Source organism: Actinoplanes sp. KI2, from assembly GCF_025630775.1.
In the GTDB taxonomy this organism is placed as follows: Bacteria; Actinomycetota; Actinomycetes; order Mycobacteriales; family Micromonosporaceae; genus Actinoplanes.
In genome coordinates this window covers 231,525-249,584 of the sequence record NZ_JAOSZE010000006.1, presented here as the reverse complement: position 1 = coordinate 249,584, position 18,060 = coordinate 231,525, and the positions used below count along the sequence as shown (strand labels likewise).

General features: G+C 73.2%; 15 protein-coding genes. 4 read left to right on the top strand and 11 right to left on the bottom strand.

Annotated features, from left to right (window positions below; translation table 11 throughout):
* Window positions 1-145: 145 nt before the first annotated feature.
* The 4 genes from ODJ79_RS08750 to ODJ79_RS08735 form a co-directional block, all read right to left on the bottom strand.
* Window positions 146-1,234, bottom strand: coding sequence for a sporulation protein (locus tag ODJ79_RS08750; protein WP_263022813.1), 1,089 nt, complete (start codon window positions 1,232-1,234; stop codon window positions 146-148).
* A gap of 251 nt (window positions 1,235-1,485) precedes the next feature.
* Window positions 1,486-3,162: a serine/threonine-protein kinase gene (locus tag ODJ79_RS08745; protein WP_263022812.1), complete on the bottom strand. Its 1,677-nt coding sequence runs from the start codon at window positions 3,160-3,162 to the stop codon at window positions 1,486-1,488.
* Window positions 3,163-3,225: 63 nt separating this feature from the next.
* On the bottom strand, window positions 3,226-3,963 hold the full coding sequence (locus ODJ79_RS08740; RefSeq protein WP_263022811.1) for a sortase domain-bontaining protein: 738 nt from the start codon (window positions 3,961-3,963) through the stop codon (window positions 3,226-3,228).
* Between the two features lie 116 nt (window positions 3,964-4,079).
* Window positions 4,080-4,934 carry a DUF4397 domain-containing protein gene (locus ODJ79_RS08735; RefSeq protein WP_263022810.1) on the bottom strand — a complete coding sequence of 285 codons (855 nt, stop codon included), beginning with the start codon at window positions 4,932-4,934 and terminating at the stop codon, window positions 4,080-4,082.
* A 153-nt stretch (window positions 4,935-5,087) separates the two neighbouring features.
* Here ODJ79_RS08735 and ODJ79_RS08730 point away from each other — a divergent pair, with 153 nt between their 5' ends.
* Window positions 5,088-9,626: an ATP-dependent helicase gene (locus ODJ79_RS08730; protein ID WP_263022809.1), complete on the top strand. Its 4,539-nt coding sequence runs from the start codon at window positions 5,088-5,090 to the stop codon at window positions 9,624-9,626.
* 194 nt (window positions 9,627-9,820) lie between these two features.
* Window positions 9,821-10,303, top strand: a complete 483-nt coding sequence (locus tag ODJ79_RS08725) for an RNA polymerase sigma factor (RefSeq protein WP_263022808.1) — start codon at window positions 9,821-9,823, stop codon at window positions 10,301-10,303.
* A 58-nt stretch (window positions 10,304-10,361) separates the two neighbouring features.
* Here ODJ79_RS08725 and ODJ79_RS08720 read toward each other — a convergent pair whose 3' ends face one another.
* Entirely contained in the window at window positions 10,362-11,288 is a 927-nt protein-coding gene (locus ODJ79_RS08720; RefSeq protein ID WP_263022807.1) for an LLM class F420-dependent oxidoreductase, read from the bottom strand.
* An 84-nt stretch (window positions 11,289-11,372) separates the two neighbouring features.
* On the opposite strand from ODJ79_RS08720, the gene ODJ79_RS08715 reads away from it, so the two are divergent.
* Both ODJ79_RS08715 and ODJ79_RS08710 read left to right on the top strand, forming a co-directional pair.
* The gene (locus tag ODJ79_RS08715; protein WP_263022806.1) at window positions 11,373-12,164 is read left to right on the top strand and encodes an S-adenosyl-l-methionine hydroxide adenosyltransferase family protein; all 792 of its coding nucleotides are present in this window, start codon (window positions 11,373-11,375) and stop codon (window positions 12,162-12,164) included.
* 5 nt (window positions 12,165-12,169) lie between these two features.
* Window positions 12,170-12,958 carry a DNA-formamidopyrimidine glycosylase family protein gene (locus ODJ79_RS08710; RefSeq protein WP_263022805.1) on the top strand — a complete coding sequence of 263 codons (789 nt, stop codon included), beginning with the start codon at window positions 12,170-12,172 and terminating at the stop codon, window positions 12,956-12,958.
* Here the strand turns inward: ODJ79_RS08710 and pspM are convergent.
* From pspM to rimO, 6 genes are all read right to left on the bottom strand, one after another.
* Window positions 12,921-13,697, bottom strand: coding sequence for a phage shock envelope stress response protein PspM (pspM, locus tag ODJ79_RS08705; RefSeq protein ID WP_263022804.1), 777 nt, complete (start codon window positions 13,695-13,697; stop codon window positions 12,921-12,923). The genes ODJ79_RS08710 and pspM overlap by 38 nt on opposite strands.
* A gap of 54 nt (window positions 13,698-13,751) precedes the next feature.
* Window positions 13,752-14,609 carry a PspA/IM30 family protein gene (locus tag ODJ79_RS08700; RefSeq protein ID WP_263022803.1) on the bottom strand — a complete coding sequence of 286 codons (858 nt, stop codon included), beginning with the start codon at window positions 14,607-14,609 and terminating at the stop codon, window positions 13,752-13,754.
* Between the two features lie 229 nt (window positions 14,610-14,838).
* Window positions 14,839-15,249, bottom strand: a complete 411-nt coding sequence (locus ODJ79_RS08695; protein ID WP_263022802.1) for a helix-turn-helix domain-containing protein — start codon at window positions 15,247-15,249, stop codon at window positions 14,839-14,841.
* 156 nt (window positions 15,250-15,405) lie between these two features.
* Window positions 15,406-15,906 (bottom strand): CinA family protein, encoded by a 501-nt coding sequence (locus tag ODJ79_RS08690; protein ID WP_263022801.1) that lies wholly within the window; start codon window positions 15,904-15,906, stop codon window positions 15,406-15,408.
* Window positions 15,907-15,969: 63 nt separating this feature from the next.
* Window positions 15,970-16,554 carry a CDP-diacylglycerol--glycerol-3-phosphate 3-phosphatidyltransferase gene (pgsA, locus tag ODJ79_RS08685; RefSeq protein WP_263022800.1) on the bottom strand — a complete coding sequence of 195 codons (585 nt, stop codon included), beginning with the start codon at window positions 16,552-16,554 and terminating at the stop codon, window positions 15,970-15,972.
* Window positions 16,547-18,013 (bottom strand): 30S ribosomal protein S12 methylthiotransferase RimO, encoded by a 1,467-nt coding sequence (gene rimO, locus ODJ79_RS08680; RefSeq protein ID WP_263022799.1) that lies wholly within the window; start codon window positions 18,011-18,013, stop codon window positions 16,547-16,549. Before rimO ends, pgsA begins: the two co-directional genes overlap by 8 nt.
* Window positions 18,014-18,060: the final 47 nt, after the last annotated feature.

The window sequence follows — 18,060 nt, the reverse complement described above, 5'->3', positions numbered from 1 at the left end:
GAGTGGCGGGCGCAGCAAGCGGCGGGCGCAGCAAGCGGCGAGTGGCGCGCGGCGGGCGTGGTGGCGACCCGCAGCGTGGTGGCGTCCCGCTTTGCGGGCGGAACGCCACCGGGCAGCGCCGTCGGGGAGCGCCGGCGGATCGTGGTCAGTCGCCGGAGTCGCCGTCGTCGCCGTCGAAGACCTCGTCGAAGACCTCGCCCAGGGCGAAGCCGCCGAGGACGCCGCCCGCGATGCCGGCCGCCATGGCACCGGCGCCGCCACCGCGGCGGTAGTGGCCGTGGTGGCCGTAACCGTGCGGGCCGTGACCGCCGTAGCCCGCGGGTGCGCCATGGCCGCCGTAGCCCGCTGGTGCGCCGTGACCGCCATGGCCGGCGGGTGCGCCGTAGCCGCCGTGGCCGGCGGGTGCGCCGTAGCCGCCATGGCCGGCGGGTGCGCCGTAGCCGCCGTAGCCGGGGGCGCTTCGCATGCCCGGGTAGCGGCCGGCGGCCTCGCTAATCCATGAGTCGACTACTGCGGCCCAGTCTGTGGTCTCGGCTTCGGCGTGCGCTACGCGGAAGCGGCCGTAGGTGTCATGCCCGGGCGTCAGGAAGCCGCCTCGCTTGTCGAACTCGAGGACCACCTCCACGCCGGACGGGTCGGCGATGAAGGTGACCTCCACCTCGTTGATCGCGCCGGCGTATTGGGGAGGGGGGTAGAACTCGATCTCCTGATAGAAGGGGAGCTGCTGGTGGACGCCGTGAATGCGGCCGTGTTCCAGGTCGGCTCGGGCGAAGCGGAAACCCAGGTGGGCGAAGGCGTCCAGGATGCGTTCCTGGGCCGGCAGCGGGTGCACGGCCACCTGGTCGAGGTCGCCCTTGTCGACCGCGTTCGCCACCGCCAGCTCGGTGCGCAGGCCCATGGTCATGCCGTGCAGGCGCCGGCCGTACACGTCGGTGATCGGGGTTTCCCAGGGTACCGGCAACGAGAACGGCAGGTCTCGCTGCTCGCCCGCGCGCAGCGCGAACGCACCGGTCACCGGCAGGCGATGGAACTCGGCCAGGCTGTCGCCGTGCTCGTGCTCGACCCGGGTGACCAGGCCGAGCACCACCCGCTCGACGGTCACGTCGTGGTCGCCGCCGAGAATCCGGACCGTGCCGTCCAGGGCCAGGCCGGGGCGGGTGTTCGGGTTGGCGAGCACCGTGTCGACGGACGGGCCGCCGACGCCGAAGGCGCGCATCATCTTCTTGAAGACCACCAGGTCATTCCTCCTCGAACAAGCGGGGTGGCAAAACTCGGCGAACGGGGTGGCGGCACGGGCCGGGATCAGCAATCGGCGGACTCGCGGGCGCAGTCAGGCACGGCTGAGGGAAAGCGGCAGGGAAAGCGGCCAGAGGAAAGCGGCCAGAGGGAATGGCCGGAGGGAAAACGGCCGCTGCGAGCACGGCTGAAGGGAAGGCCCGTCATGCCTAGATAAGTATCAAAACAGCCTGAGCGATTCCTGGGAGGTCAGCCGACCTTGTCCGTGTAGAACGTGCTCAGGATCATGTTGATCTTCCCGAGATCGGCGGACCAATCGATCTCGCGGGTCGCCCAGCTGAGCGCGTAGCCGTGCCGGTTACTGGCGAACCACCGGGTCTGCGCGTGCAGCAGCAACCCCGACGGGTCGCGGTACCGGTACTCCCAGTCGGCCGCGCGATTGAGCAGCGGCCGCTTCTCGATGGAGATCTGCACATACCCGGGGAGGGCCCCCGCGGCCACCAGCCGCGCGGCCTCGTTGCGGCAGGCCACCACCGGATCGCCGGCCGGGTTGCGACCCGTGTCCAGGCTCAGCACCCGATAACCCTCCGGGTCCCGGAAACAGTACATAGAGCCGGATTTCGTGTACGTCCATCCGTCCGGCACCGGCATGTGGAACCCCGAGCCGTCGGCGAAATACGACCAGCCGGGCGAGAGCGACCATCCGTTGACCCCGGTCGCGGCCCCAGGCTGCGGCAGGCGAACGGCGGTCGTGGGACCGGGCCCGGAGCACGACACGGGCGAGAAACCGGCCACCGTCACGGCCGCCCGGGAGGCGGACGGCGAGAACTCGGTGCTGGGCGCGGGTCGGGCGACCGGCACGTCGGTACGGTGCAGCACGTAGCCGCCGACCGCGATCAGCGCGGCGCCCACCAGACCGATCCCGATCAATATCGACCGCGCCTGTCCGAGGCGACGCGGCGGTGGGTCCGGGGGCGGGTCGAGTGGCGCGGGCGACACCGGCGCGGACGAGACGCGTTGGGCGGGCAACGTGCGTACGGAAACCGGCGAAGCCGCCGATGCAGCCACCCGGGCGCGCCGCGGCGAGGGCACGCCTCCCCCACCTGGCGCCGCGGCGACCACCATGCGCAGCCGGCGCTCCACCTCGCTCGCCGTCAGACGCGAGGCCGGGTCGTGCCGCAGCAGCCCGAGCAGCACCGGGCCGAGCGGCCCGGCATTGTCCAGGGGATCGGGCGGCTCGGTGGCCAACGCCATCAGGGTCGCCATGGCGGTCTCCCGGGCGTACGGCGACCGGCCCTCGACGGCCGCGTAGAGCGTCGCGCCGAGCGACCACATGTCCGATTCCACGGTGGACGCACCGTCTCGGGCGCGCTCCGGCGAGACGTACTGGGGCGAGCCCACGACCAGCCCGGGGCCGGTCACCGCGCCGTCGTCGACGAACGTGGCCAGTCCGAAATCGGTCAGCACCACCCGGCCGTCGGTGCCGATCAGCACGTTGTGCGGCTTCACGTCGCGGTGCAGCACGCCGGCCCGGTGCGCGGCGCTCAGCGCGTCGAGCACGGCCAGGCCGATGCGTGCGGCGGCGACCGGCGAATACGGGCCGTCCTCCTTGATCACCTGGTGCAGCGAGCGGGACGGCACGTACTCCATCACGATCCACGGCAGACCGTCGGCGTGCACGACGTCGTAGACCCGGACCACGTGCGAATGGTTGAGCCGCCCGGCGCTGCGGGCCTCGCGCAGCGTGCGGTCGCGCAGCCGGGTCTGCTCGTCCTCGCTCATCCAGTCCGGCGGCAGGAACTCCTTGACCGCGACGTCGCGGTCCAGCATCTCGTCGCGGGCCAGCCAGACCCGGCCCATTCCACCGGAGCCGACCGGTTCGAGCAGGCGATACCGACCGGCGATGAGCATGCGTCTGACCGCCATCCCGCCCCCACCCGTCGACTCGTTTTCAGGATAAGCACGGCGCACCGACCGGGGGAACGACGCTCACCCGGCCACCGCGTAGACCACGAGGTTGTCCCGATAGGACCGCAACGCGTGGTTGAAGACACCGCCACAGGTGATCAACCGAAGCTGCCGGTCGGGTGTCGGGCCGTAGACCGCGTCGGTCGGGAACGCGCTCTTCGGATACCAGGCCGTCCGGGTGACGGTGAACGCGACGACCGTGCCGCCGCGCAGCACCTCGATCTTGTCGCCCGGCACGAGCTCGCGCAGCCGATAGAAGATCGCCGGCCCCGCCTTCGAGTCGACGTGCCCGGCGATCACCGCGGGGCCGGTGTCGCCCGGCGCCGTCCCCTCGGCGTACCAGCCGGCCCGGTCGAACCGTTTCGGCGGCTGCAGCGCGCTCTTGACCACGTGCAGCGTCTCGAGCGGACTGTCCAGCCCGATCGTCTTGATCCGCAGGCGGGTCGGCTCCCCGAGCACCGCGACACCGGCGCTCGCGAACGGGTCACTCGCGAACGGGTCACCGGCCGTGCGCGCCGCGTTCCCGGCACCCTCGACCGGCTGCGCGGTCGCGGCCCATCGCCCCAGGTCAGGGTCGGTCTCGGGCCGCTCTGCACGGTTCGCCACCGCGACGTACGCGGTACCGACCACGAACGCGGCCAAGACGGCTGCGACGAACGGCAGGGCTGCTCGACCGCCAAGACCTTCCTTGCGTACGGGATGATCTGGTTTTTCGCGGGATTTGGCGGCGTCCGGCGCCGGCGCCCGAAGTCGAGGCACTTCGGCCACCTTGACCAGCGCAGATGCGGCGGCGGGAAGCCGTTGCCGGGGCACCGAAAGCGCACCCGGCACCGACGCGATTCCCACGGCTCGATCCTCGGCCACGAGGTGCCCGCTCAGACAGTCCGCAGGCGGCGCCGCAGCAGCACCACGAGACCGCCGGTGAACACCGCCGCGAGGCCGGCCAGCAGCAGCGCCATCGGCATCGGTGACGCCGGCCGGCTGCCGCCGTCACCGGTGGCCACCCCGCCCAGCGGCACCGTGCCCTGGCGCGCGGCGTCCACATGCAACTCGGGCTTCAGGCCGCCCGCCTTGTCGTCGAGCACGACCAGCGAATACACGCTGCCGGCGCCGAGCGTGCAGGGCAACACGCTGATCTTGCCGCCGCCGGTCGGCGCCACCTGGACACTCCATTTGCCGGGATTGACCTCACGGTATGCGGTGGTGGTGGCGAACGAGACGCCGTCGGCGATCGTCTTGCCGTTCTTGCCGGCCACGTCGAGCACCGGCGCCTTGACCGAGGCCTGGATGATCCGGACCTTGGACTTGCCCGGGTCGGGGAGCTTCAGGTCGTCGGTGAGCACGCGCAGCCCCAGGTCGGCGAAGCGGCCGACGCCGGCGACCGTGTAGGCCCCGCCGTTCTCGACGCCCACCTGGGTGGTGAGCACCGGCTCGGTGCCGGCCGGTGCGCCGGCCTTGCGCATGGCCACCTGGTACGTGCCGGTGGGCAGCCGTAGGTAGTCCGACATCGCGCCGTACGCGACGCCCCGGAAGATCTGCGGCTTGATCGCGTCGGTGGTGGACCGCAGGTAGACGTCCACCGCCGGGGTGTCGGGGGAAAGGTGAGCCAGCCGGACATAGCCATCGCCGGCGGCCCGGGCCGGGGTCGCGAAAAGGGTGGTGACGGCGACCGCGGCCAGGACCGCGGCGGCGCTGCCGAGGCGCCGGACGTGTGGGGTTCGGATGTACACGGAGCCTCCTGTCAGGGTGGGGGCCTCTGGTGTGTATATGCCTGGTCTTGTCGCCATCACCATGGTCCGCCGTGTCAGTAAAAGCCGCTGTCTGACCGATAGACCCTCATCTCTCCGCGGCTTTTTGTCGTACCCCCGAGAGAGGATGGTCGCGTGCAGGAAGTGCTGGAGAGTTTCGGCCGGGCCACCCGGGAGTGGTTCACGGCGGCCTTCGCCGCGCCCACCGCGGCCCAGGCCGGCGCGTGGCAGGCGATCGGCGCGGGCCGTAACGCGCTGGTGGTGGCCCCTACCGGCTCCGGCAAGACGCTCGCCGCCTTCCTCTGGTCCCTCGACCGCCTGGCCCACTCGCCGGCGCCGCCCGATCCGAAACACCGCTGCCGCGTGCTCTACGTGAGCCCGCTCAAGGCGCTCGCGGTCGACGTCGAGCGCAACCTGCGGGCCCCGCTCACCGGCATCCGGCAGGCGTCCGGCCGGCTCGGCATCCCCCCGCCCGACATCGCGGTCGGCATGCGCACCGGCGACACCCCCGCCGACGAGCGGCGGCTGTTCGCCCGCACCCCGCCGGATATCCTGATCACCACCCCCGAGTCGCTGTTCCTGCTGCTCACCTCCGCCGCGCGGGAGTCGCTGCGCGGCGTCGAGACGGTGATCGTCGACGAGGTGCACGCGGTCGCCGCCACCAAGCGCGGCGCCCACCTGGCGCTCTCCCTGGAGCGGCTCGATGCGCTGCTCCCCCGCCCGGCCCAGCGCATCGGGCTGTCCGCGACGGTCCGCCCGATCGACGAGATTGCCCGCTTCCTGGGCGGCGGCCATGACGTGACGGTCGTCCAGCCGCCGAGCGCCAAGACCATCGAGGTGTCGGTCGAGGTCCCGGTCGAGGACATGACCCGGCTCGACGAGGTGCCCGACGTCGACCCGGACGATCCCGGCGCGGGCCGGCACACCCCGTCCATCTGGCCGGCGGTCGAGGAGCGGGTGCTCGACCTGATCCAGGCGCACCGGTCGACGATCGTCTTCACCAACTCCCGGCGCGGCGCCGAGCGGCTCTGCGCCCGCATCAACGAGCTCGCGGCCGAGCGAGCCGGCGAGGTGCTGCCCGTTCCGGCTCGGTTGCCGGCCGAGGTGATGGCCCAGGCCGGGCAGGCCGGCGGCGCCCCGCCGGTGGTGGCCCGCGCGCACCACGGCAGCGTCTCCCGCGAGGAGCGCAAACAGATCGAGGAGGCGTTGAAGTCCGGCCGGCTGCCCGCCGTGGTCGCCACCTCGAGCCTCGAGCTCGGCATCGACATGGGCTCGGTCGACCTGGTCGTGCAGATCGAGGCGCCGCCCTCGGTCGCGGCCGGCCTGCAGCGCATCGGCCGGGCCGGTCACCAGGTCGGCGCGGTGTCCCGCGGGGTCGTCTTCCCCAAACACCGTGGCGACCTGGTCTCCTGCGCCGTGGTGGCCGAGCGGATGGGCGCCGGCGAAATCGAGGAGCTGCGATACCCGCGCAACCCGCTCGACGTCCTGGCCCAGCAGATCGTGGCGATGGTGGCGTTGGACGCGTGGCCGGTCGACGAGCTGGCCGCGCTGGTGCGGCGCGCCGCGCCGTTCGCCGAGCTGCCCGACTCGGCGCTGCACGCGGTCCTCGACATGCTCTCCGGGCGCTATCCCTCAACCGCCTTCGCCGAGTTGCGCCCACGCCTGGTGTGGGATCGCGGCGTCGACGTGCTCACCGGCCGGCCGGGCGCCCAGCGGCTCGCGGTGACCAGCGGCGGCACCATCCCCGACCGGGGCATGTTCGGCGTCTTCCTGGCCGGCGCCGAGCGCGCGGCCCGGGTCGGCGAGCTGGACGAGGAGATGGTGTACGAGTCGCGGGTCGGCGACGTCTTCCTGCTCGGCTCGACCTCGTGGCGGATCGAGGACATCACGCCCGACCGGGTGCTGGTCTCGCCCGCTCCCGGCGCCCCGGCCCGGATGCCGTTCTGGAAGGGCGACAGCCTGGGCCGCCCGATCGAGCTGGGCCGGGCGATCGGCAAGCAGCTGCGCAAGCTCACCAAGGCCGGCGACGATCCGGCCACCGCCGCGCTGCGCGACGCGGGCCTGGACGAGTGGGCGGCGAACAACCTGGTGGCGTACCTCCGCGAGCAGCGGGAGGCGACCCGGCACCTGCCCGACGACCGTACGGTCGTGGTCGAGCGCTTCCGTGACGAGTTGGGCGACTGGCGGATGACCGTGCACTGCGTGCTCGGGGCCCGGGTCAACGCGCCCTGGTCGCTCGCGATCGCCCGCCGGCTGTCCGAGCGGTACGGCGTGGACGGTCAGGTCATGCCCTCCGACGACGGCATCGTGGTGCGCCTGCCGGACACCGCCGAGGAGCCCCCGGGCGCCGAGCTGGTGGCGTTCGACCCCGAGGAGATCGCCCAGCTGGTGGAGGAGTCGGTGGGCACCTCGGCGCTGTTCGCGTCCCGGTTCCGGGAGTGCGCGGCCCGTTCGCTGCTGCTGCCCCGCCGCGACCCGCGCCGCCGCCAGCCGCTCTGGCAGCAGCGGCAGCGGGCCGCCCAGCTGCTCGACGTGGCCCGCGAGTTCGCCGACTTCCCGGTCACGCTGGAGGCCGCCCGCGAGTGCCTGCAGGACGTCTTCGACGTGCCCGGCCTGGTCGGGCTGATGCGTGAGGTGTCCGGGCGCAAGGTGCGGCTGGTCGAGGTGGAGACGCCACGGCCGTCGCCGTTCGCCCGGTCGCTGCTGTTCGGCTACGTCGGAGCCTTCCTGTACGAGGGGGACGCGCCCCTCGCCGAGCGGCGGGCCGCGGCGCTCGCACTCGACTCGACCCTGCTCGGCGAGCTGCTCGGCCGGGTGGACCTGCGCGAACTGCTCGACCCGGCGGTCGTGGTCGAGACCGAGGCGCAGTTGCAGTGGCTGACCGCTCGCCGCCGGCCGCGCGACGCCGAGGACACGGCCGAGCTGCTGCGCCTGCTCGGCGACCTGTCCGCGACCGAGCTCGCGGCACGCGGCGTGGACGAGGCGTGGCCGCTCGAGCTCGAGGCGGCGCGCCGGGCGATCCGGGTGCGGGTGGCCGGCGAGGAGCGCTGGATCGGCATCGACGACGCGGGCCGCTATCGGGACGCGCTCGGCGTGGCGCTGCCGGTCGGGCTGCCCGAGGCGTACCTGTCACCGGTCGCCGACCCGCTCGGCGACCTGGTCGCGCGGTACGCCCGCACGCACGGGCCGTTCCCGGCGGCGACCTGCGCGGCCCGGTTCGGGCTCGGCGTCTTCGTGGTGGAGCAGGCGCTTAAACGACTCAGCGCGACCGGTCGGGTCGCCTCGGGCGAGTTCTCTCCGGGCGGCGCGGGCACCGAGTGGTGCGACGCCGAGGTGCTGCGCATGCTGCGGCGCCGGTCGCTGGCCGCGCTGCGTCGCGAGATCGAGCCGGTGCCGCCACGGGTGCTGGCCGCCTTCCTGCCGCGCTGGCACCAGGTCGGCGGCAACGCCCGCGGCGTCGACGCGCTGGCCGCCGCGATCGAGCAGTTGCAGGGCATCGCGGTGCCGGCCTCGGCGTGGGAGCGGCTGGTGCTGCCGGCCCGGGTCGCCGACTACGCGCCGCCCCAGCTCGACGAGCTGTGCGCAGGCGGCGACGTGCTTTGGGCCGGCTCCGGCTCGATCGGCGGCAACGACGGCTGGGTCACGCTGGCCTGGGCGGACAGCGCACCGCTGCTGCTGCCGCCGCCCGACGAGGAGCTCGCGCTCACCCCACTTCACCAGCGGGTCCTGGAGTCGCTCGGGGACGGGCAGGCGCTGTTCTTCCGCAACCTCTCCGACCGGCTGGGCGCGACCGACGACACCGAGCTGGCGGCCGCGGTATGGGATCTGGTGTGGGCCGGTCACCTCACCAACGACACCCTCGCCCCGCTCCGCGCGCTGCTCGGCGGCAGCGGCGCGCACCGGGCGAAGGCGGCGCCGGCCCGCACCCGCTATCGGCGGCCCGGCCGCCCGGTGATGCCCGCCCGCGGGGGCCCGCCGAACATGGCGGGCCGCTGGTCCCGGCTGCCCGAGCGCGATCTCGACCCGACCCGCCGCGCGGCCGCCCTGGCCGACCTGCTGCTGGAGCGGCACGGCGTGGTGACCCGCGGCGCGGTGATGGCCGAGGGGGTGACCGGCGGCTTCGCGGCGGTCTACCCGGTGCTGGGCGCGCTGGAGGAGCGCGGCGCGGCCCGCCGGGGGTATTTCGTCGAGGGCTTGGGGGCGGCGCAGTTCGCGGTGCCGGGCGCGGTCGACCGGCTGCGGGCGCTGGCCGATCCGGACGAGCTGTCCCGGCGCGCGGGTACGGCCCAGGTACTCGCGGCGACCGACCCGGCGAATCCGTACGGCGCGGCGCTGGGCTGGCCGGAGCGAGCGGTCGACAGCGGCGACGGGGAGGCGACGACCCGGGCCGGTCATCGCCCGGGACGCAAGGCCGGCGCGCTGGTCGTGCTGGTCGGCGGCGACCTGGTGCTCTATGTGGAGCGTGGCGGCCGGACGCTGCTGTCCTTCGTGGACGATCCGGAGGCGCTGGTCGCGGCGGGCCGAGGACTGGGCGAGGCGGTACGCTCCGGCGCGCTCGGCGCGATGTCGGTCGAGCGGGCCGACGGCGAGGCGGTGCACGCGTCCCCGCTGCGCGACGCGCTGACCGCGGCCGGCTTCCGCGCGACACCGAGGGGGTTGCGCCTGCGGGGATGACCAGCCGCGCCGACCACGTCGCCGCGGTAACCGGCATCCGGGGCCGCCGGGCGCCGTCCAACCACCCGGCAACGCTCCAACCCGCCGGCACCGCCTCAACCGATCTGCGCCGTTTCCGGTGCCCGGCCGGCGGCGTGGTTTGCGGGCATCGTCGCCGGCGGAACCGTACGGGCGGCCAATGACTTTCGAGGGGCGTGGAACGCATCAGGGAGTTGCTGGACCAGGCGGTGGCGGGCATCGAGCCGCGCACCGCCGATCCGGTCGGGGCGGTGGTGCGACGCCGGCGGGCCGCGCGCCGGAATCGTGCCGTTGTCGCCGCGGCGCTGGTGGGTGGCGGGCTCGTGGTGAGCCGGCGGCTGGTTCACACCGACCCGACCGCGCCGGCCGCCGAGGACATCACCGCGCAGCCGCCGCGGTTGTACGTCGACGGCGACGAGGTGGTTGCCGGCTCGATCCGGCTGCCCATCCCGGCGGGCTGGCGGGTGGTCCGGCCCGCCGAGCAGCGCGTGGTGCTGGTGCTGCGCTACTGGGCCGGGCTCTCCGAACGGGAGATCGCCGGCCAGCTGGGCTGCTCCCCCGGGCACGGTCAAGAGCCGGGCAAGCCGCGCCATCGCGACCCTCCGCCACACCGAGGGCCCCTCGCCGCGCTGCTGAGGGACGAGATGCTGACCGGGTGAGTGGGGCGTGGCCGTAAGGCGGAGACCCGGGCCGGGCCTCCGCCTTACGGGTCGGGTGCTACAGCTGGGTGGCGACCGCCGAGGCGACCAGCTCGATGTGATCCAGGTCGGCGAGGTCGAGGGTCTGCAGGAAGAGGCGGGTCGCGCCGGCCTCCGCGTACGCCTTGATGATCTCCACGGCCTCGGCGGGTGTGCCCACGACGCCGCCGTTCTCCCGCATCTCGCCGACCTCGCGGCCGATCGCGGCGGCCCGGCGACGGACCTCGGCGGCGTCGCGCCCCACGCAGAGGACGGCAGCCGCGGAGAACTCCGGCGGCGTGGCCCGGCCGATCTCCGCCGACGCCTTGCGGACCCGCTCGAACGTGGGCGCCACCTCCTCGATCTTGACGAACGGGACGTTGAACTCGTCGGCGAACCGGGCGGCCAGCTCCGGCGTGCGCCTCTTGCCGTGTCCACCGACGATCACCGGCGGGCGGGGCGACTGCACCGGCTTCGGCAGCGCCGGCGAGTCGGTCAGGTCGTAGTGCTTACCGTGGAAGTCAAAGGTCTGCCCGGCCGGCGTCGACCACAGCCCGGTGACGATCTCCAGCTGCTCCTCGAGCCGGTCGAAGCGCTCGCCGACCGCCGGGAACGGGATCCCGTACGCCGCGTGCTCCCGCTCGAACCAGCCGCCGCCCAGGCCGAATTCGACCCGGCCGCCGCTCATCTCGTCGACCTGGGCCACCGCGATCGCCAGCGGCCCGGGCAGCCGGAACGTGGCCGACGTGACCAGTGTGCCGAGCCGGATGCGGGACGTCTGCACGGCGAGCGCGCCCAGCGTCACCCAGGCATCGGTCGGCCCGGGTTCGCCCGGCACGCCCATCGCGAGGTAGTGGTCGGAGCGGAAGAAGCCGTCGAATCCGGCGGCCTCGGCGGTCTGCGCGACCCGTGCCAGGTCGCCGTGGGTGGCCCCCTGCTGGGGCTCGGTGAAGATCACAAGACGCATGGGTCCAACGTGCCAGATTCCGCCCGGCGCGCCCGCTCGGGGCCACCCCGCACGAAGCGTGTCGGGGCAGTAACGTTGGTCACCATGGCCGGATATGAATGGATCAGCCTCACCACCGACTACGGGACGTTCGACGGTTTCGTCGCGGCGTGCCACGGGACGATCGCGCGGCTCGCCCCCGCCGTACGCGTCATCGACGTGACCCACCACGTTCCCCCGGCCGACGTGGCGCGCGGCGCCGCGGTGCTCGCGCAGACCGCGCCGCACCTGCCGTCCTCGGTGCACGTCGCGGTGGTCGACCCGGGTGTCGGCACGGCCCGCCGCGGTCTGGTCCTGCAGACGCCCGGCGGCCTGCTGGTGGGCCCCGACAACGGCCTGCTGATCTGGGCGGCCGACGCGCTCGGCGGCGTCGACCGCGCCTTCGAACTGGCCAACAAGGACTGGCAGCTGAGCACGGTGGCCCGCACCTTCCACGGCCGCGACGTGTTCTCGCCGGCTGCCGCGCATCTGGCGCTCGGCGCCGACCCGGTGGACGCCGGTCCGGCGATCGATCCGACCGACCTGATCCGGCTGCCCGACCCGGTCGTGACCGTCGGCGACGGCTGGATCGAGTCCGAGGTCGGCACGGTCGACCGGTTCGGCAACGTGCAGCTCGCGGCCACCGGGGACGTGCTGGCCGGCCTGGGCCACGAACTGATCGTCAACGGCTCGGTGCGGGCCCGGCGCGGCGCCACGTTCGCCGACGTCGAACGCGGCGAGCTGCTGGTGTACGAGGACTCGGCCGGCTACGTGGCGATCGCCGTGAACAACGGCCGGGCCGTGGTCGTGCTGTCGGTCCGCCCCGGCGACACGGTCCGGATCTCCGAGCGAAACTGACCTGCATGCCCGAGGGTGACACCGTCTGGAACACGGCCAGGGTGATCGAACGCGCCCTGGCCGGCCAGGTCCTGACCGGCAGCGACTTCCGGGTGCCCCGGCTGGCCACGGCCGACCTGACCGGCTGGACCGTCGCCGAGTCGGCCAGCCGGGGCAAACACCTGCTGCTGCGGCTGACCCGGGACGGCGAGGAGCCACGCACGCTGCACTCACACTTGCGGATGGATGGCGCCTGGCGGACGTACGCGCCCGGGGAACGCTGGTCGGGCAAGCCGGCACACCTGATCCGGGTGGTGCTGCGCACCGCGCGGTCGGTGGCGGTCGGCTACCACCTGCACGACGTCGCGCTGGTGCCCACCGCCGAGGAGGAATCGCTGGTCGGTCACCTCGGGCCGGACCTGCTCGGCCCGGACTGGGACCCGGCCGAGGCGGCGCGGCGGATCGCGGCCAAGCCGGCGGCAACCATCGCCGAGGCTCTGCTCGACCAGCGCAACCTCGCCGGGGTGGGCAACCTCTACAAGGCCGAGACGATGTTCCTGCGTGGAGTGTGGCCGTGGACGCCGGTGGCCGAGGTGCCCGATCTGCCGGGCCTGGTGACGCTCGCGCAGAAGCTGGTGGCGTCGAACAAGGGCCGCTGGACGCAGACCACCACCGGCTCGTTGCGCCGGGGTGAGACCACCTACGTCTACGGGCGACGGGCGCTGCCGTGCCGGCGATGTGGCGCCGCGATCCGCCGGGCCGAGCAGGACGACCGCGTCACATATTGGTGCCCGCGCTGCCAGCCGGGCGCTTGAGCTCGGCCAGCCCCTCGGCCAGGCCGCGCAGCCGGTCGGTCGCGTCGATCAGGCCGGACAGGGCCGGGTGCTTGCCGTCGGTGAGCGGGTGGCCGTCCTCGGCGACATAACTGGCGGCCGCGGCCACCAACTGCTCGAACGCCGTGACACCCTCGGTGAACTGCTCGGCGAGGCTCGCGTGCGACTCCTCCAGGGCGGCGCGCCGGTCGCCGGGCGGGCTCAATGGGATGGCCCGCTCGACGCTCGCCACCCGCTGCCCGAGGTCGCGCAGCCACTGCTCGGACGCCGCCGCCTCAAGCAGCGCCGCCTCGCCGGGCCCGGTGAGCCGACCGGCCAACCCGGTGAGGGCGGACGAGGCGCGGTCGAGCCGATCCCAGGCCTGGGTGATCGCCGAGCCACGCAGGGCGTACCGATTCTTCTGCCGGCGCACCTCGTGCAGCATCGTGCGGCCGACCGGGAACCGCTCGATCGCGGCGGCCAGCCGCTGACCGGCCAGCGCCGGGTCGGGTGCGGGCGGGGCCGGCAGGGCGGCGAGCGCACGATGATCGCTCCACCGCCACCAGGCGAGCGCGACCGACGAGCCGGCCGCGCCGGCCCAGATCGCGTCGGCGATGCCGATCCCCGAGTACGGGGTGAGGACCGCGGTGGCCGCGACCAGGCCGCCGCCCAGCACACTCCACCGCCGCGCCGAGTTGCGCAGCCGCTTGAGCCGCCGGAAATACCTGGTCCGCTCGTCCACCGCCGGTCCTCCTCCCCACACCTGGCCGGCCCAGCTTCTTCACATCTCGGCGACTCAGCCGGCCGCGGTGGTGTCGCCCCGCTTCTGGTTCAGGCTGGCGCGGATCTCGTCGAGCCGGGCCACACTTGCCGGGTCGGCCGCCGGAGCCGCCTGCTCGACCGCGGGCTGGCTGGGCGCGGCGCCGAGCTTCTCGCCGGCCATGCTCGCCCGGATCTGCTCCAGCCGGGACTGGCCGGCCAGGTCGAGGCTCGATTTCTGCACCTCGAGCATGCGGCCCTCGACCGAGTTGGACGCGAGCTCGGCCCGGCCCATCGCGTTCGCGTACCGCTGCTCGATCTTGTCGCGGACCTCGTCGAGCGACGGCGTGTTGCCGGGCGCGGCGAGCGACGACATCGACTCGAGCGACTTGGCCACCGTCTCCTGCATCTTGGCCTGCTCGAGCTGGCTGAGCAGGCGGGAGCGCTCGGCGATGCGCTGCTGGAGCACCATCGCGTTGTTCTCCACCGCCTTGCGGGCCTGGCCGGCCGCGGCGAGCGCCTGGTCGTGCAGCGTCTTCAGGTCTTCCATCGACTGCTCGCCCGAGACCAGCTGGGTGGCGAGCGTCTGCGCGGTCGACTCGTACTTCTGCGCCTCGGACTCGTTGCCGTCGGCCCGCGCCTTGTCGGCGAGCACCAGGGCCTGACGGGCCATGCCCTGCAGTTTCTCGACCTCGGACATCTGGCGGGACAGCTTCATCTCCAGCTGGCGCTGGTTGCCGATCACCGCCGCGGCCTGCTGCACGAGCGCCTGGTGCTGTCGCTGCGCGTCCTCGATGGCCTGCTGGATCTGCACCTTCGGGTCGGCGTACTCGTCGATCTTCGCACCGAAGAGCGCCATCATGTAACGCCAGCCCTTGACGAACGGGTTCGCCATCTCGCGGTATCCCCTCAATGTCGCTCAGTCTTCGGCGCCACCGACGAAGCGATGGCGTGACCACCATCGTGACAGCTCGTCGCCAGCGCCGTCACGTGACCTCCGGGGGATCTCAGGGTCTCCCCCAACGGTTCGAGGCTACGCCGCGGGACGGGTGGGGGTCGATCCCGGATATGCACAAGGCCGGACCGCTCGACGGCGGCCCGGCCCTGGTGAGGCTGCGAACGATCTAGGCGGCGTACACCACTTCGCGCTGTGGTTTCCGGGTGGCCCGCAAGGTCGCGGTGAGCGGCGAGTCGTGGCGCACCGAGACGGAGACCTCCCCGTCGCGGGCGACCTTGCGCACCGCGTCGTCCGCCTTGACGGCCGGCTTTCCGTCGACCGGAACCAGCACGCCCTCCATCTCCTCGGCGAGCAGCAGCGTGTCGCTGACCTCGCCGAGCACCTCGGACAGGCGGGCGCCCAGCGCATCGCAGATCGCGGCGAGAAGCTCGCTCGACGCTTCCTTCTGACCGCGCTCGATCTCGGACAGATACCCCAGGCTGACATTCGCGGCGGTGGACACCTCGCGCAGCGTGCGGTGCTGTCCCTGCCGGCGCGCCCGAAGTGCGTCGCCGATAACCCGGCGTAGCAGGACCATGGCACCTCCTCCTGCGGCGGGCCGCCGGCACGCGCCGGAGGCTTCCCGCAACCGTACCCGTTGCCGGCGACGCCGACATCCCGCCCCGCCGAATTCCGGGATCCCCGGGCGGGGTGCCTCGGCACAACAACGGAGATCACTGAAGCATTCCCCAGCTCAGGCGGGTTTCGACGCCTCCTGCAGGGTTTCCGACAGCAGCTGTAGTACGCGCGTCACACTTTCGGTGCGGACGGCGTCCCGGTTTCCGTCGAGTTTCAGCTCGCGAACGGCCGCGTGGCCCGGGCCGCTGACCGCGATGTAGACCAGCCCGACCGGCTTGCCGTCCTGCGGCTCCGGCCCGGCCACCCCGGTGGTCGCCAGGCCCCAGTCGGCGCCGCAGCGCGCCCGCGCGCCGGCCGCGAGGGCGACCGCGACGTCCGGATCGACCGGCCCGCGCTCGGCCAGCAACGCCTCGGGGACCTCGGCCAGCTTCGCCTTCAGATCGGTGGCGTAGACGACCAGACCGCCGCGGTACACCGCGCTCACCCCGGGGATCTCGACGATCGTGGCCGCCACCAGCCCGCCGGTCAGCGACTCGGCCGTTGCCAGCGTCTCCCCCCGCTCCACCAGGCGATGGATCGCGTCGGCGGCCGCGTGGCGCGTCTCGGTGAGATCCACAAGCACGATCCTAGTGCCCGTCCGGCCGGTCACGCGGGAGGGAGGCGAGGTCCGGGACCGGCACTAATGACTGCGGCGCAGGCGCAACGCCTGTACCACGTAGTCGCCGCCGGTGACCACCGTGGCCACCAGGGCGGCGCCCATCAGCCACGGGCCGATGGCATCGAACGGCTCCGGGACCGGCCACAGATACCAGGCGATCGCGGCGATCTGCAGCACGGTCTTGAGCTTGCCGCCGCGGCTGGCCGGGATGATCCCGTACCGGATGACCCAGAAGCGCAACGCCGTCACGCCCCACTCGCGGGCCAGGATGACGATCGTCACCCACCACGGCAGCTGGTCGTACGCGGACAGCAAGATCAGCGCGGTGCCGGTCAGCGCCTTGTCCGCGATCGGGTCGGCGACCTTGCCGAACGAGGTGACCAGCGACCATTTCCGGGCGATCCAGCCGTCCACGAAGTCGGTCGCCGAGGCCAGGCAGAACACGAGGCAGGCGGCGATCTGCGCGCCTCTTCCCGCCAGTCCCGAGGCAATCACGATCACCACGAACACCGGGACCAGCACGATCCGCAGCACGGTGAGGACGTTCGCCGGGTTGTACGGCGAAACGACCTTGGCAGCCGTCGCGGGGACCGGCTCGTCAGCCACGTGCCGGTACCGCGTCGATCATCTCGACCGGGACGGCGATCAGGTCGACGCCCTCCGTGGCGGTCACCCGGGCCCGGACGAGGTCGCCGGGCATCAACTTCTCAAGATCCACGCCCGCGTCGCCCGCCACGAGCGTGGTGGAGCCGTCGACCTCGGGGGCCTGGTGCTCGGCGCGGCCCTCGACCTCGCCGCCGGCGACCGAGTCGACCAGCACCTCGACCAGCGAGCCCAGCCGCTCCTCGGCCCGCTGGGCGCACAGCTCGTCGGCCAGCGACACCAGGCGGTCGTAGCGGCGCTTGATCGTGTCCTCGCGCACCTTGCCGGACAGGCCGGCCGCCTCGGTGCCGTCCTCGTCGCTGTAGTCGAAGACGCCGATCGCGTCGAGCCGGGCATCGGTGAGGAACCGGACCAGCTCGTCCACGTCGGCCCGGGTCTCGCCGGGGAAGCCGACGATGAAGTTGCTCCGGGCGCCGGCCGCCGGTGCCAGCGCGCGGGCCGAGTCGAGCAGCTCCAGGAAGCGCCCGGTCGAGCCGAACCGGCGCATCCGGCGCAGCACCGGCTCGCTGGAGTGCTGGAAGCTGAGGTCGTAGTAGGCGGCGACGCCGGGTGTGGTGGCAATCACCTCGACCAGCCCGGGGCGGGTCTCGGCGGGCTGCAGATAGCTCGCCCGCACCCGGACGATGCCGTCCACCGCGGCCAGCTGCGGCAGCAGCTTCTCCAGCAGGCGGGGGTCGCCCAGGTCCTTGCCGTACGAGGTGCTGTTCTCACTGACCAGCACCAGCTCACGCACGCCCGACGCGGCCAGCCACTCGGCCTCGGCCAGCAGCTCCTGCGGGTCGCGGGAGACGAACGCGCCGCGGAACGCCGGGATCGCGCAGAACGAGCAGCGCCGGTCGCAGCCGCTGGCCAGCTTGAGCGAGGCGACCGGGCCGGAGTCGAGCCGGCGGCGCAGGACCGTGCGCAGGTGGGCCGGGGTGTGCTCGTCCACGGTCGCGTGCCCGGGGATCACCACCTGGGCGCTCTGGCGCTGCACCGGCGTGATCGGCAGCAGCTCGCGCCGGTCGCGCGGGGTGTGCGCGTCGAACCGCTCGCCGGCCAGCACCCCGTCGAGCCGGGCGGCGATGTCGGCGTAGTCGTCGAAGCCGAGCACGGCCTGCGCCTCGGGGAGGCTCTCGGCCAGCTCCTTGCCGTACCGCTCGGCCATGCAGCCGGCCGCCACCACCTTGGCCCCGGTGTCCGCGGCGGCGAGCAGCGTCTCGATCGAGTCCTGTTTCGCCTTTTCCACGAAGCCACAGGTGTTGACCAGCACCACATCGGCCCCGGCGGCATCGGTGCTGACCTCCCAGCCGCCGGCGTCGAGCCGGGCGGCGAGCTCTTCCGAGTCGACCTCGTTACGGGCGCAGCCGAGGGTGAGCAGGGCGACCCGGCGGTTAGCAGAAGGGGAAGGAGTTACCGACACTCGGAAAAGGTTACCGGGCGACCACGCGTGGTCGTTCCTCCGCACGG